The 13,740-nt window shown below is 70.0% G+C and carries 13 protein-coding genes and 1 tRNA gene; 5 read left to right on the top strand and 9 right to left on the bottom strand.

Annotated features, from left to right (window positions below; genetic code table 11):
• Nucleotides 1–574: 574 nt before the first annotated feature.
• Both ACTWO6_RS13510 and ACTWO6_RS13505 read left to right on the top strand, forming a co-directional pair.
• Complete coding sequence (locus ACTWO6_RS13510) at nucleotides 575–1,795, top strand: IS110 family transposase (protein ID WP_446220652.1); 1,221 nt, start codon at nucleotides 575–577, stop codon at nucleotides 1,793–1,795.
• Between the two features lie 86 nt (nucleotides 1,796–1,881).
• Nucleotides 1,882–2,919 carry an IS110 family transposase gene (locus ACTWO6_RS13505; RefSeq protein WP_446219958.1) on the top strand — a complete coding sequence of 346 codons (1,038 nt, stop codon included), beginning with the start codon at nucleotides 1,882–1,884 and terminating at the stop codon, nucleotides 2,917–2,919.
• Nucleotides 2,920–3,309: 390 nt separating this feature from the next.
• Here ACTWO6_RS13505 and ACTWO6_RS13500 read toward each other — a convergent pair whose 3' ends face one another.
• Together ACTWO6_RS13500 and ACTWO6_RS13495 are read right to left on the bottom strand one after the other, a co-directional pair.
• Nucleotides 3,310–3,483 carry a hypothetical protein gene (locus tag ACTWO6_RS13500; protein ID WP_446219957.1) on the bottom strand — a complete coding sequence of 58 codons (174 nt, stop codon included), beginning with the start codon at nucleotides 3,481–3,483 and terminating at the stop codon, nucleotides 3,310–3,312.
• Between the two features lie 274 nt (nucleotides 3,484–3,757).
• Complete coding sequence (locus ACTWO6_RS13495; protein ID WP_446219956.1) at nucleotides 3,758–4,513, bottom strand: hypothetical protein; 756 nt, start codon at nucleotides 4,511–4,513, stop codon at nucleotides 3,758–3,760.
• Between the two features lie 306 nt (nucleotides 4,514–4,819).
• On the opposite strand from ACTWO6_RS13495, the gene ACTWO6_RS13490 reads away from it, so the two are divergent.
• From ACTWO6_RS13490 to ACTWO6_RS13480, 3 genes are all read left to right on the top strand, one after another.
• The gene (locus ACTWO6_RS13490; RefSeq protein ID WP_446219955.1) at nucleotides 4,820–5,626 is read left to right on the top strand and encodes a transposase; all 807 of its coding nucleotides are present in this window, start codon (nucleotides 4,820–4,822) and stop codon (nucleotides 5,624–5,626) included.
• Between the two features lie 421 nt (nucleotides 5,627–6,047).
• On the top strand, nucleotides 6,048–6,632 hold the full coding sequence (locus ACTWO6_RS13485) for a matrixin family metalloprotease (protein WP_446219954.1): 585 nt from the start codon (nucleotides 6,048–6,050) through the stop codon (nucleotides 6,630–6,632).
• Between the two features lie 14 nt (nucleotides 6,633–6,646).
• Nucleotides 6,647–7,384 (top strand): hypothetical protein, encoded by a 738-nt coding sequence (locus tag ACTWO6_RS13480; protein ID WP_446219953.1) that lies wholly within the window; start codon nucleotides 6,647–6,649, stop codon nucleotides 7,382–7,384.
• A gap of 132 nt (nucleotides 7,385–7,516) precedes the next feature.
• Here ACTWO6_RS13480 and ACTWO6_RS13475 read toward each other — a convergent pair whose 3' ends face one another.
• From ACTWO6_RS13475 to ACTWO6_RS13445, 7 genes are all read right to left on the bottom strand, one after another.
• Nucleotides 7,517–8,296, bottom strand: a complete 780-nt coding sequence (locus ACTWO6_RS13475) for a tyrosine-type recombinase/integrase (protein WP_446219952.1) — start codon at nucleotides 8,294–8,296, stop codon at nucleotides 7,517–7,519.
• A 113-nt stretch (nucleotides 8,297–8,409) separates the two neighbouring features.
• Nucleotides 8,410–8,483 (bottom strand) — tRNA-Pro (locus ACTWO6_RS13470).
• 181 nt (nucleotides 8,484–8,664) lie between these two features.
• Nucleotides 8,665–10,071 carry a ribosome biogenesis GTPase Der gene (der, locus tag ACTWO6_RS13465; protein WP_446219951.1) on the bottom strand — a complete coding sequence of 469 codons (1,407 nt, stop codon included), beginning with the start codon at nucleotides 10,069–10,071 and terminating at the stop codon, nucleotides 8,665–8,667.
• Nucleotides 10,068–10,748, bottom strand: a complete 681-nt coding sequence (cmk, locus tag ACTWO6_RS13460) for a (d)CMP kinase (protein WP_446219950.1) — start codon at nucleotides 10,746–10,748, stop codon at nucleotides 10,068–10,070. The genes der and cmk overlap by 4 nt, the downstream gene beginning before the upstream one ends.
• A gap of 191 nt (nucleotides 10,749–10,939) precedes the next feature.
• Nucleotides 10,940–11,710 (bottom strand): pseudouridine synthase, encoded by a 771-nt coding sequence (locus ACTWO6_RS13455; RefSeq protein WP_446219948.1) that lies wholly within the window; start codon nucleotides 11,708–11,710, stop codon nucleotides 10,940–10,942.
• The gene (scpB, locus tag ACTWO6_RS13450; RefSeq protein ID WP_446219947.1) at nucleotides 11,697–12,674 is read right to left on the bottom strand and encodes an SMC-Scp complex subunit ScpB; all 978 of its coding nucleotides are present in this window, start codon (nucleotides 12,672–12,674) and stop codon (nucleotides 11,697–11,699) included. The genes ACTWO6_RS13455 and scpB overlap by 14 nt, the downstream gene beginning before the upstream one ends.
• Nucleotides 12,671–13,711: a segregation and condensation protein A gene (locus tag ACTWO6_RS13445; protein ID WP_446219946.1), complete on the bottom strand. Its 1,041-nt coding sequence runs from the start codon at nucleotides 13,709–13,711 to the stop codon at nucleotides 12,671–12,673. The genes scpB and ACTWO6_RS13445 overlap by 4 nt, the downstream gene beginning before the upstream one ends.
• Nucleotides 13,712–13,740: the final 29 nt, after the last annotated feature.

Below are 13,740 nucleotides of genomic sequence, written 5' to 3'. Positions count from 1 at the left end.
CACGCTTGCCCAGGTCGCCCGAAGCATAAACCGGCCGAGTAAAGGAGTCGTCGCACCACTCCCCCGCCACCATCGACTTCCCTGCCGTCAGCCAGACGAGCAGCGCGTGACCTCCCGCCAGCTGTCGTGGGAGTCCATATCGTCTGATCGACACATACCAATTCCCCATACGTGCCGGTCGTCGACTTCGTCCGCACCAGGGCATCGCCAACGCCCGTCCACTCGCGCCGCTGTCCGAACCGATCACCGGCTCGGACCCGCTCGCCCACCTGCGCATCCACCGACGTGACCGCCTCGGCGGCATCCTTCACGAGTACGAACGTGCCGCCTAATGGGAGCTACCGGGTCGCGGTCAGACTCGGTGCCGTAGCCGCCAGCAGGTGAGCACTCATGCCGCCGGAAGCGTTCGACTTCTGAGGTCAGACCGTGCCCTTGCTGGTCGGCCGGGAGGCCAGACCGCTGATGGGGTGGCGTGCCCGCCCCTGGAGGGCGTGAGCACTGGATCCATTAGGCCGCGTGCCGCGCCTTCCGCAGGCTGCTGAACGTAGTGAACGACGTTGCAGGGGAGGGCATGTTGCTGCTGATCGGCGACGATTGGGCGGAAGATCATCAAGACGTCGAGATCCAGGACGAGGCTGGTCGCAAGCTCGCCGCCGCGCGACTGCCGGAGGGCGTGGACGGCATCGCGAAGCTACACGAGCTCCTCGCGCGTCACGGCGGTGAGGACCTGGACGCGGCCCGGGTGATCGTCGGGATCGAGACCGACCGCGGCTCGTGGGTGCAGGCCCTGATCGCCTCCGGCTACCAGGTGTACGCGATCAACCCCCGCCAGGTCGCGCGGTTCAAACGTTACGCCACCTCCGGCGCCAAGAGCGACAAGGGCGACGCGCACGCACTGGCCGACATGGTCCGCATCGACCGGGCCCAGCTGCGGCAGGTGGCCGGCGACAGTGACCAGGCCCAGGCCGTCAAGGTCGTCGCCCGCGCCCACCAGACTCTGATCTGGGAACGCACCCGCACCTTCCAGCGGCTGCGCAGCACCCTGCGCGAGTACTTCCCTGGCGCGCTGGGCGCCTACGCCGAGCTGGCGCTGACCAGCACGGACGCGCTGGAGTTGCTGATCAAGGCACCCACGCCCGCAGCGGCGGCGAAGCTGACCCGCACGCAGATCACCGCGGTCCTGGCCCGGGCCCGGCGCCGCAACCGGGACGAGAAGGCGGCCGCGATCCAGGCCGCGCTGCGCGAGCGGCAGCTGGGCCTGCCCGAGCCGGTCACGACCGCCTACGCGGCGGCCGCCGCCCACGCCCGCGTGCTGATCGCGCTGAACGAGCAGATCGCGGAGATGGAAGGGCAAATGAAGGCACATTTTCTCGCGCACCCGGACGCTGAGATCTACCTCTCGATGCCAGGCATCGCGGAGATCACCGGCGCTCGGGTGATCGCTGAATTCGGAGACGATCCCGCCCGCTACGCCTCCGCCAAAGCCCGCAAGAACTACGCGGGCACCAGCCCCGTCACCCGGGCCTCCGGCAAGAGCCACACCGTCCAAGCCCGTTACGTCCGCAACAACCGGCTCGCCGACGCCTTGCAGACCCAGGCGTTCTCCGCCCTGCGGGCCTCACCCGGCGCCCGCGCCTACTACGACAAGCAGCGCGCACGCGAGGTCGGCTACAACCCGGCCCTGAGGCAGGTCGGCAACCGCCTGGTCGGCATACTCCACGGCTGCCTCAAGACCCGCACCCGCTACGACGAGGCGACCGCCTGGTCGCACCATGTCCAACCCCATGCCGCTTGATGGCATGAAGGAGCGGGGCCTCGCTCCTCGCGGGTCCCGGGCGGGATGCTCGGGGTGCTCACTTCTCACGACGAAGGAGGCCCCTCATGCAGGCAGAGTACGACGGCCGGCAGATCGTGGGTATCGATCTGCATCGCCGCAGGTCGGTGATCGTGCGGATGACCGAGGCCGGCGAGAAGCTCGAAACGGTGCGGATCGACAACGACCCGGTCGCGCTGGGGTTGGAGATCGCCAAGGCCGGCCCCGACCCGGAGGTGGTCCTGGAGGCCACCTACGGCTGGTACTGGGCGGTGGATGTGCTGACCGCGGCCGGTGCCCGGGTGCATTTGGCGCATCCGTTGGGGGTGAAGGGGTTCGCCTACCGGCGGGTGAAGAACGACGCCCGTGACGCGGCTGATCTGGCGGATCTGCTGCGGATGGGCAGGTTGCCGGAGGCGTATGTGGCCCCGCCGGTGGTGCGCGAGCTGCGGGAGCTGGTGCGGTATCGGGCCAAGCTAGTCGCGTGGCGTTCGGGGTTGAAGGCATCGGTGCATGCGGTGTTGGCCAAGCAGGGCGTGCACATCGCGGTATCGGATCTGTTCGGCGTGGGTGGGCGGGAACTGCTCGCCCGGGCCCCCTTGGATGGGGCGTATCGGGGTCGGCTGGCCTCGCTGTGCCGGCTGATCGACGCGGTCGACTTCGAGATCGGGGCGGTCGCCGGGCCGATCCGGGCCAGGCTCGCCGGGCACGCCGGCTACACCGCGATCCAGGCCATCCCCGGCATCGGCCCGGTCCTGGGGGCGGTGTTCGTCGCCGAGATCGGCGAGGTCGACCGGTTCCCCGGACCGGCGCAGCTGACCTCGTGGGCCGGGCTGACCCCGCGGCACCGCGAGTCCGACCTTGTCGTGCACCGGGGACGGATCACCAAGCAGGGCTCGACCCTGGTGCGGTGGGCCGCGGTCGAGGCCGCCCACGGCGTCCCGCACACCGCCGCCTGGCTGACCTCCACCCGCGCCCGCATCGCCGAACGCCGCGGACGCAACATCGCCACCGTCGCGGTGGCCCGCAAGCTGCTCACCCTCGTCTACTACGGCCTACGCGACGGGCACATCCGCGCCCTCGCACCGGCCAAGGCGGCGGCGTGAGCAGGTTCGGACGTGACCGGACGCGAGCTCGTTCTGTGTCTGACCCCCGTCGGCCGACGGCGAGGCCGCCCGCTTGATTGACCCCGTCCGGTCACGGTCGCACACCACCATGCCCCGAACCCGCAGGGCGAATGGATGACCGGCAGCCGAACCCCTCGGCCTGCCCCTCCGACATCGGTCGGAACTGGTGACGCGACCACCCACAACGCCTTCCGGCATCACGAGCATGGCGCGCACGGCGCCGGCGTCAAGGCCAAGCCCCTGCGGGGTGGGCCTACGGCCCAGCCGTTGACCCCGGCACCGCACACACGCCTGCCCGAAACCCATTGCCGGAACCGGAAAAATCAACGTCAGCAGGTCAAAATCCCAGCCTTGACCGGCCCCGCTCCTTCATGGATGACACTCAACGACATGGGGTGTCTGACCTGCCTGAATGGAATTCTCGGCAGGCACAAGGTCGCCGGCGGCGAACTCCCGCTTGAGTTCCAGGCCGGCGGCGAAAGCGGCCGACCGGCGATGTCCACCTTTGCCCACCGCCCCACCGGCGGCGGCTCTGCTGGTCATCCGCCCGAACCTACAGCCCGCCCGCCCGGTCCCCGCCGTTACGCCGTGCCACGCGTGCGGCGAGGGCATATACCGGTACGACGACGGTGCCGCCGTCTTCCGGTACGCCGGTGGTCACTCCGAACACCTGCCCGCTGCCTTGCAGAAGCGGGCCGTGGATTCGCAGGAGTTCCTGCAGCGCTAGGAAAGGGCTGACCACCCGCCGAACGGAACGCGCGGAACGCCAGTGCCCCCCGTGTCGGGGGCCGCCGACGTTCCCGTCGACACCGATGCGTCATCTCCCGGCCAGCTTCTCGAACACGACGGCACAGACCAGATAGACCCGTGCGCCGAGTGTCCACCGCCAGGGCAGCGTGACACCGACCGGCCTGACCGACAGGTGGGGATCGTTCCGGAGCCGTTGCTCGACGGCGAAGGGATTCGCTCCGGTGAAGAAGTTCTTCGCCTCAATGAGGTCGGCCGCCAGCATGGGCAGGTCGGCATCGGCGACGGTATGCAGGGCGGGGCAGGTGTCGGACGAGACGAAGTCGGTGACCAGCAGAGCGACTCCCTTCTCGGACAACAGGCGGGCCAGTAGCCGCAGGTGTGCGTTACGGACCTCGACAAGTTCCTCCGCTGCTCCGCCCCGCTCGATCTCGGCGTCCAGCAGTTGGGTCAGGAGTCCGGCGGAAACCACGACATCGGCATGCCCCAGCTTCGCCACGGTCTGAGGTTCGACATCGGCCAGGTTTATGGCCCCGAACAGGCGAACGTGAGGGGCACGTGACAGCCCCTGCCGCTCGACGGCCGCCTTCAACGCGTCCTCATCTATATCGACCAGGCACACCTCACCGTACGCCGCGCCCACCTGCCGCAGGTCGACGTCATTGCAGTTTCCCGCCCCGAGGATGACCAGGCGGGCACCGACAGCTGGGTGATGGTGGCCCATGATGAGCTTTGTCAGCCGCGCGCGATGCTCGCGGTACGAGTCCCATGCAAGAGCGGTTCCAAGGTTCAGATCGCGCTGACGTTTCACCAGATCGTCGTACAACTCGTCGCACCATCGCTTCGGCTTGCCAGCCTGTCGCCGACATGAATGACGTGACATGCGGAATGAAGCGATCATTGCTGGGGCCCCGGCCCGTGTCAACCCTGTGGATCTTGCCGAGACATTTCAGGAGACACGGGTGACAACAGCGAGGGCGAGACGACCGCTGGACCTGGCTGATCCTCGCCGCCTGCACCCAACTCCCCCTGGCCCGCACCCTGGCCGCCGACCTGCGCCGCCCCTGGGAGAAACCATCACCACCCGAGCTTGTTCTTTAACCTCGCCGTCCGTGGGTCGACACGGTCCTTTATGAATGCCAGCGTGTCCTGCGGGACGGAAGACGGCCACCGTCTGATGATCCTGCGGTCCCGGCAAAGACGCGAAGATCAGGCGGTGGCCGTGGCCACGATTGTGGACTACCTGGGCGTGGTCGACCTGTCGCTTGCGGCGGAGCACCGGCGTGGTCACGGCGCCTTGTACGACGGGTTGAACAGCGGCCGGCTCGACATAGGCCGGCTGCGGGTGAGGCTGGCCGGCCTGCCGCTTCCGAGGACCGCGAACGGGCGGAGGGTCCTGGCGGTCGATGTCAGTAGCTGGCTGCGCCCCGACGTCCACTTCGGCGGACCGGCTGTTCTGCCACGTCTATGGGCGGGCGAAGGGTCAGGCCCAGATGATTTCCGGGTGGCCGTACTCGTTCGTCGCCGCGCTGGAGTCCGGCCGCACCTCGTGGACCGCGATCCTGGACGTGGTGCGCCTCGGACGACCGACGACGCCACCGCCGTGACCGCCGACCAGCTACGCGATGTCGTCAATCGTCTCATCGCCGCAGGGCACTGGCGCGACGGCGATCCTGAGATCCTGATCGTCGCCGACACCGGCTACGACATCACCCGACTGGCGTTCGTCCTCGCGGATCTGCCTGTGCAGCTGCTGGGCCGCATCCGCACCGACCGGGTACTACGACTACCCAAGCCACCCCGAGCGGCAGGCGCCACCGGCCGCCAGGACCTGCCAGCACAGATGCTGCGGCGGCAGCCACCCACGCAGGTCATGTCGGGGCAGCGACAAGTTGTCCGGGCTGCAGGAGATGAAGTTGTATGCCACGGCGCAAGATGATCGTCCACAATAGACGAATCGCAGCAACAACTATTGACAGGCGAAGATCGAAAGCTGTACGACAGGCTCGTCACCTGCCCGCCGGTGCGCCTAAGCCGTGCCGACCAGGACCAGGACGACCACCCGGCCGCCGCAACAGTCACCCCACCCCGCGCTACGACGTTCAGACCGCGACCACCACGAACGCCGCAAAACCAACCGCCAAAAAGACCAAGACCGCCAATCCCCGCCCACGCCGAACAGGTTAAAGATCAAGCTAGGGCGAGGCCTGCGAGGAGTAGTTCCGCCTGTGCCGGTCTCCCCGCCGGACGGGAGGCCCACCTCCACCCCCTTGTCGCGGTCGGATTCATTGACACTCGGCATCCACTTTGGAATGATCACGCCGCGGTCGTCGTCGGCCGCCCTAACGCGGGGAGGTTTCGTGATCAAACGCGCACTCACGGCCCTGACGGCCAGCGGCATGCTCCTGACCATCGAGCTGGCAACCGGGGCGGTGCCCGCCTCGGCTTACGCGACTTTCAACGGCCACAAGTTGATCTACGGAGTGGGCAACTACGGGTCGAGCACCCAGCACTACTGGGTCGACTCCTCAGCTTCCGCCTACTCCGGCACGATCGACACCGCGATGGACAATTGGATCTACACAACGTCGTACTGGGGCATCACGACGCCGATCTCCTACACTCGGACCTCGGTGAAGTCGAGCAGCCGGATGGACCACTACAAGGTCTCCACCATCAACAGCTGGTGGGGACTCACCCAGATGTTCAGCGGGTCCACGCAGATCAACCCGTCGACGGCAAACTGGGTGTGGGCGAAGGTCCTCCTCGACGGGGACTACGCCAACTGCCCCAACAAGAAGGGGGTCATCGCCCACGAGCAGGGACACAGCATGGGGCTGGCCCACGTGTACAGCGGAACGGCCGTAATGCGCTCGGACATCGCCGATCTGTCCACCAACCGCGCCACACCCGATGACCTCAACGGCATCAACTACCTGTACTGAGGAGCGCGACGACGATGACGAGGACCTCCATGACGAAGACCGTGCCACTGCTGCTCGGCGTCGCGCTCACCATCGGCCTGGCGGCCTGCGCCAGCTCACCTGATTCGGGGACGTCGGCGGCCGGGACGTCCGGCTCTGGCGCCGCCGCCCGAGCGGAAACCGGTGGCGGTGACGCCGCCTCGGTCGACGCGCCGGTGGTCGCGCTCAAGGTGGCATCCGACGCCGTACTCAAGGAGGACTACGCGACCCTCGCCCAGCTCGCGGCCAGCCCTAACGTCCGGCTGATCGTCAGCGGCACGGTCGTGGAGGCCACACCGGTGTACCAGGAACAGGTCGCCTACACGAAGCTCACGGTGAAGGTCACGAAGTCCAGCAGCAGCAGCGTGGCGGTCGGCTCCACCGTCGTCGTCTACCGAGACGGCGGCCAGATCCCGCTGAGTCAGGTGCTGCCGGACCTCAAGCCTGACCAGGCGGCGATGCTCCCCGCGTCCGCACCGGCCAACGCCGTCGTGGATTTCCAGTTCATGGAGGCCGAGCAGAGCGCTGTGGGAGACGAGATCGTGGCGTTCCTCCGGCCCGACCCGAACCCAGGCCGCGCCGGAGCGTACCAGCTCGTCAGCTCGGTGCACGGTCTGCTCAAGCTCGACCGCAAGGCGGGCAAGTACCACCGGTTGGGCCACGCGGAACGCCCCGGTTACGAGGCGTCGGTCAGCACGGCGGCCGCCGAGGAATATACGCGCCGTCGTTCGTGACAGGACCGCTCGACGCATCCGTCGGGCGGTCGTGACAGAGGCGGTCGGGCCGGGTTCTCATCCGTCCCGATCGCCTCGTGCGGTCAGAGGGAGCCTGCTATCCTGCGCCCGATGGCCAGCGATACCTCACCACTACTGGGCTTGACCCGTTTCGACGGATAGGGCGGGTGTGGTGATCTCTGGATGCCGTTCGGGGTCAAGGGGGCCACGCCGCGCTCGGCCAGCCACAGGTGAGGGCAATGCGGTGCCCTTGTGCTTGTCCCGGGCCCTCAGATAGCGGCTCAGCGCCCGAGCGGTCTTGGGCCCGAACCGTACCCGTCGGTCCTTCGCGCCCTTGCCGTGGAAGTGCACCGACTCGGCGTTCAGGTCGACATCGGCCACGAGCAGGTTGCCAACCTCGGACAGCCGGGCACCGGTGTTGCAGTACAACCGAATCAGCGCCTCGTCGCGCAGGTTGGCGAAGCCCTTGCCCTTGCACGCGTCAAGGAGCTTGCTGGTGTCCTCGTCGCGCAGAACCGGGATCAGCTTGCGGGGTGTCTTCGGCTGCCGAACCCGTTCCATCGGCGAGCGGTCGATGGCCTGCTCGTCGATGAGCAGCCACTTGAAGAACTGCTGCAGCCCCTTGTGCTTGTTCAGCGCGGTCGACGCCGACCTGGTGTCGATCATCCATGCCTGGAACGCCTCCACGTGCGCCCGGGTCACCGCACACGGGTCGTCAGTCGCATCATCGGCGTCCGGATCCGGGGACGACTCCCCCAGATACCGACCCAACTGTGCGGCAGCGAGGAGGTAGTTGTAGCGGGTGGTCTGCGGGTAGTTCCCGGCCCGCAGCGACCGGTCCCAGTCCCGCAGGAACCCGGCCCAGGTCCGGGACAGTCCGACGGTGAGCTTCCGAAGATCGAGGAGTGGCATGACAACCTGCCCGAGTCAAGGAGTCCAACAGCGGCGTGCTAGACCAGGCATCCATGCCAAGCAATGAAAAGAGGCCTCCCGCAAGTCGCTGACCTGCGGAAACCCTCTCGCTGTCGGGACGGCCGGATTCGAACCGACGACCCCTTGACCCCCAGTCAAGTGCGCTACCAAGCTGCGCCACGTCCCGATGCCCCCGCGCGGTTTCCCCGCGACAGCCGGTACAGCTTAGCGCAGGATCTTCCGGAGGCGTGCATGCCCCCTCCCGCGCTGCCGGCCCACCCTTCACATCCCCTAGAGCGTCCTAGGAGGGTTGGTGCGGGCAAGGAAACGCCGGGCGGCGCGGGGCCGCCCGGCGTTCGGACGTACGGTCAGCCGTGGGCCTTGCCGCGGCCGCCCGGGCCCAGCTTCTTGCGCGGGCGTACGGAGATCTCCACCGGACTGCCCTCGAAGCCGAACTCCTCGCGGAGCTTGCGCTCGACGAAGCGCTGGTAGCCGGCATCCAGCGGCGCGGTGGTGAAGAGCACGAACCGCGGCGGCGCGACCCCCGCCTGGGTGGCGAAGAGGATCTTCGGGGCCCGGCCACCGCGCACCGGGTGCGGGGTGGCCTGGACCAACGCGGTCAGCCACTGGTTGAGCTGCGCGGTCGGCACCCGGGTCTCCCAGCTGGCCAGGGCCTTGCGCAGCGCCGGGGCGAGCTTGTCCACGGCCCGGCCGGTCATGGCGGACAGGTTCAGCCGGATCGCCCAGGGGATCCGGCGCAGCTCCCGCTCGATCTCCTTGTCCAGGTAGTACCGGCGGTCGGCGTCGACCAGGTCCCACTTGTTGAAGGCGATAACCAGGGCCCGGCCGGCCTCGGTGACCATGGCGAGGATCCGCTGGTCCTGCTCGCTGATCGGCTCGCTGGCGTCGAGCAGCACCACCGCTACCTCGGCCGCCTCGATCGCCCCGGCGGTCCGCAGGCTGGCGTAGTACTCGGTGCCGCTGGCCTTGCCGACCCGCTTGCGCAGCCCGGCGGTGTCCACCAGCTGCCAGGTCTCGCCGCCGATCTCCGCCAGGCTGTCGACCGGGTCGACGGTGGTGCCGGCGACCGAGTCGACGACCGCGCGCAGCTCGCCGGAGAAGCGGTTCAGCAGGCTGGACTTGCCGACGTTGGGCCGGCCGACGAGGGCCACCCGGCGGGGACCGCGCGGCCGGTTCTCGACGATCTTCGGCGCCTCGGGCAGGGCCTCCAGGATGGCGTCGAGCAGGTCGCCCGAGCCCCGGCCGTGCAGCGCGGAGACCGGGAACGGCTCACCGAGGCCGAGCGACCAGAGCGAGGTCGCCTCCATCTCGATGGCCGTGTTGTCGGTCTTGTTCGCCACCAGGATCACCGGCTTGGCGCTGCGGCGCAGCATCTTCACCGCGGCCTCGTCCACATCGGTCGAACCGACCATCGCGTCGACCACGAAGAGCACCACGTCGGCGGTGGCGACGGCCGTCTCGGCCTGGGCGGCGATCGCCGCGGCCCGGTCCTTGGCGTCGGGCTCCCAACCACCGGTGTCCACCACCGTGAAGGCCCGACCGTTCCACTGGGCGTCGTACGGGACCCGGTCCCGGGTCACCCCGGGGATGTCCTCGACGACCGCCTGGCGGCGGCCGATGAGGCGGTTGACCAGCGTCGACTTGCCCACGTTGGGGCGGCCGACCACGGCCACCACGGGCTGCGGGCCGGACGGCTCCTCGGTGACGAGGTCCGGTTCGCGCAGCTCCACCCAACCAGTGCTGTCCTGGGTCATGCCACACCCCGCTCGGTAAGCAGCTGGCGCAGCCGGGCGACGACCTCGTCGATGCCCAGCTCGGTGGTGTCCAGGACGACCGCGTCCGGGGCCTGCTGCAACGGGTTGACCTCGCGGGTCGAGTCCAGCTTGTCGCGGCGGGCCAGGTCGGCCGCGGTGGCCGCCACGTCGGCGGCGTCCTCGGCGCTGCGCCGCTGGGCGCGGGCCGCCTCGGAGGCGGTCAGGTAGACCTTCAGGTCGGCGTCGGGCGCCACCACCGAGCCGATGTCGCGGCCCTCGACCACGACCCGGCGGGCGTTGGCGATGATCTCCCGCTGCCGGGCGACGAGCATCTCCCGGACCGCCGGCACCGCGGCCACCGCGGAGACCGCGCCGGTCACCTCGGGGCCGCGGATCTCCTTGTCGACGTTCACGCCGTCGGCGGTCACCCCGTACCCCTGGGGGTCGGTGCCGATGCGCAGGTCCACCTCGCCGGCGACCTTGGTCACCGACTCGGCGTCGGTCAGGTCGACCCCGGAGCGCAGCACCGCCCAGGTCAGCGCCCGGTACATGGCGCCGGTGTCGAGGTAGCGGGCGTCCAGGCCGACGGCGAGCCGCCGCGAGACGGTGGACTTACCCGAACCGGATGGCCCGTCCACTGCGACCACGCACCGCCCGGTCCGTTCGTTCTGCCCCACCGTGTTCCTCCTCAGCCCGTACCTCGCGGGTCGCCGGTTCCTCCGGCGCCGTTGAGCGGTTGTCCTTCGTCAATGATGCCCGCGATGCCGTCCGGGCACGCGCGCGACGTCGCCGGGCGCGACCCGCGACACTCGCGGTCCGCCTCGGCCGCGAGGAAGCCTACCCGCAGCGGTACCCGGAACGGCTCCGGTCAGTCGCCGACGGCCTTGAACAGGGCGGCGACCTCGGCGTTGGTCAACCGCCGGAGCCGCCCGGTGCGCAGGTCACCCAGCCGGATCGGCCCGATCGAGGTACGCACCAGCCGGGCCACCGGGTGCCCGACCTCGGCCATCAGGCGCCGGACGATGTGCTTGCGTCCCTCGTGCAGGCTCAGCTCCACCTGGGCGGTCTTGCCCAGGGTGTCCACCACCTTGAACGAGTCGACCTTGACCGGCCCGTCCTCCAGCTCCACGCCGGCCACCAGCCGCCTGCCCAGGTTGCGCGGGATCGGCCCGGCCACCTCGGCGAGGTAGGTCTTCAGCACCTCGTACGACGGGTGCATCAGCCGGTGGGCGAGGGTGCCGTCGTTGGTGAGCAGCAGCAGGCCTTCGCTGTCCGCGTCGAGCCGCCCGACGTGGTAGACCCGCTGCTCCACCCGGATGCCGATGAAGTCGGCGAGCTCGGTGCGTCCCTTCTCGTCCGCCATGGTGGTAACCACCCCGCGCGGCTTGTTCATCGCCAGGTAGACCAGGCGGTTGTCAGCCTGAAGCCGCTCGCCGTCGACGTGGATCACGGCGGTGGCGGGGTCGACCTTGTCGCCGAGCTTGGCAACCCGGCCGTTCACGGTCACCCGCCGCCGGAAGATCAGGTCCTCGCAGGCGCGTCGGGAGCCCACGCCGGCGGCGGCGAGCACCTTCTGCAGGCGCTCGGTCCCCTCGTACACGGGGGCGTCGGGTTTCGGGGCACGGTCATCGCGTCGCATCGGCAAGCTCTTCTACGTCGTCGGGGAGGAACGGGGCGAGCGGGGGCAGGTCGTGCACCGAGTTCAGCCCGAGCTTCTCCAGGAACATCGTGGTCGTCCGGTACAGGAACGCCCCGCTGTCGGGTTCGGTGCCGCACTCCTCGACCAGGCCGCGGGAGACCAGCGTACGGATCACCCCGTCGCAGTTCACACCGCGGATGGCGGAGATCCGCGACCGGGTGACCGGCTGCTTGTAGGCGATCACGGCCAGTGTCTCCAGCGCGGCCTGGGTCAGTCGTACCGACTGCCCGTCCAGCACAAACCGTTCGACGTAGGTCGCGTATTCCGGGCGGGTGTAGAGACGCCAGCCACCCGCCGCCCGGCGCAGCTCGAAACCGTGCCCGGCCGCGGTGTAGCCGGCGGCGATCTCGTCCAGCATCGGGCCGATCCGCTCGGCCGGCTGCTCCAGCACCTCGGCGAGGGTGAGCTCGCTGACCGGCTCGTCCACCACCAGCAGGATCGCCTCCAGCGCGCCGCGCAGCTCGGCGTCGTCCAGCTCGGGCGCCGGCTCCGGCGCGGGCGTCGCCCGCCGCCGCCCCGCCGGCTGCTTCTTCGGTACGCCCGCGGCCGCGCCCTGCTCCGCCGAGTCGACCTGCTCCGCCGGTTTTCCGGCCGAGTCGACCTGCTCCGCCGGCTTTCCGGCCGAGTCGACCTGCTCCGCCGGCGCTCCCAACGAAGCGGCGGCGCCGCCGGCCGGACCGGTCGGGCCACCGCCGACCGCCGACGGAACCTGGTCAGCGCTCGCGGCCGGCGCGGGAGCGGCCGGCTCTTGCGGCGTGCCGGCGGATTCGGGCCGCTGCGGGGACGGCTCGTCCTCGCGCGAGTCCGGCGCCGGGGCGGGGCGGGACGGGGTGGGGCGTTCCCACGGGGGGACCCAGGCGGCGGCCTGGTCGGCCAGGGTGTCCCGGTGCTCCTCGTCGCTCATCGCGGTCCCTCCTCCGTCGTTCCCGTCTCGTCGCCCGGCTCCCCCGGCCGCGGCGCGGGCACCCCTCCGTCGCCGGACACGGCCCGCACGGACCCGCCCGCATCGCCGTCGCCGGGCGGCGGGGCGGCCCCCGGCGGCTCCGGGGAGCCCGCGTACTCGTCGATGTGCAGCTCGGTGTCGCCCTCGCTGGGGCCGGTCCAGCGGACGGTCAGCTCCTCCAGGGCCTGCTCCTGGACGAAGGCGACCAGGCCCTCCCGGTAGAGCTCCAGCAGGGCGAGGAAGCGGGCCACCACCTCCAGCGTGATCTCGCAGTCGGCGCAGAGCAGCGAGAAGGTGGCCGTACCGGCGCGGCGCAGCCGCTCGGTGAGGACGGCGGCGTGCTCGCGGACGCTGACCCGGACCATGTGCACGTGGGCGATGGAGACCTCGGGCACCGGCTTCGGGGTCATCGCCCGGATGGCGAGCTTGAGCAGCCGCTCGGGGCCGATGCCGAGCACCAGGTCGGGCAGCGCCTCGGCGTACCGGGGCTCCAGGGTGACCGCCCGCGGGTAGCGCCGGCCGCCGACCGCCTCCAGCTCGGCGATGTGCGCCGCGGCCTCCTTGTACGCCTTGTACTGCAGCAGCCGGGCGAAGAGCAGGTCCCGCGCCTCCAGCAGGGCGAGGTCCTCCTCGTCCTCCACCTCGGCGGCGGGCAGCAGCCGGGCGGCCTTGAGGTCGAGCAGGGTGGCCGCGATGAGCAGGAACTCGCTGGCCTCGTCCAGGTCCCACTGGTCGCCCATCGCCCGGATGTAGGCGATGAACTCGTCGGTGACCTTGTGCAGGGCCACCTCGGTGACGTCGAGCTTGTGCTTGCCGATGAGCTGGAGCAGCAGGTCGAACGGGCCGGTGAAGTTGTCCAGCCGGACGGTGAAGCCGCCGGACTCCTCGGCGGTGCCGGCGGGTACGACGCCGTCGACCTCCGCGGCCAGCTCGGCGGCGACCGCCGGGTCGGCGGCGCCGGGCGGCGCGGCGGGTGGGTCGAGGGGCGGAGCGGTCACCCGACGACCGTAGTCGACGGGCAGGACGG

The sequence above is a fragment of the Micromonospora sp. IBHARD004 genome (assembly GCF_052814115.1).
The sequence above is the reverse complement of the archived record's forward strand: the minus strand, read 5'-3'. Positions and strand labels throughout refer to the sequence as shown.

Bases quoted from the DNA above. Each gene is read 5' to 3' on its own strand.
- ACTWO6_RS13505 (WP_446219958.1), top strand. From the start codon at position 1,882: ATGCAGGCAGAGTACGACGGCCGGCAGATCGTGGGTATCGATCTGCAT.
- ACTWO6_RS13500 (WP_446219957.1), bottom strand. From the start codon at position 3,483: ATGACCAGCAGAGCCGCCGCCGGTGGGGCGGTGGGCAAAGGTGGACAT.
- ACTWO6_RS13490 (WP_446219955.1), top strand. From the start codon at position 4,820: ATGAATGCCAGCGTGTCCTGCGGGACGGAAGACGGCCACCGTCTGATG.
- ACTWO6_RS13480 (WP_446219953.1), top strand. From the start codon at position 6,647: ATGACGAGGACCTCCATGACGAAGACCGTGCCACTGCTGCTCGGCGTC.
- ACTWO6_RS13475 (WP_446219952.1), bottom strand. From the start codon at position 8,296: ATGCCACTCCTCGATCTTCGGAAGCTCACCGTCGGACTGTCCCGGACC.
- der (WP_446219951.1), bottom strand. From the start codon at position 10,071: ATGACCCAGGACAGCACTGGTTGGGTGGAGCTGCGCGAACCGGACCTC.
- ACTWO6_RS13455 (WP_446219948.1), bottom strand. From the start codon at position 11,710: ATGCGACGCGATGACCGTGCCCCGAAACCCGACGCCCCCGTGTACGAG.
- scpB (WP_446219947.1), bottom strand. From the start codon at position 12,674: ATGAGCGACGAGGAGCACCGGGACACCCTGGCCGACCAGGCCGCCGCC.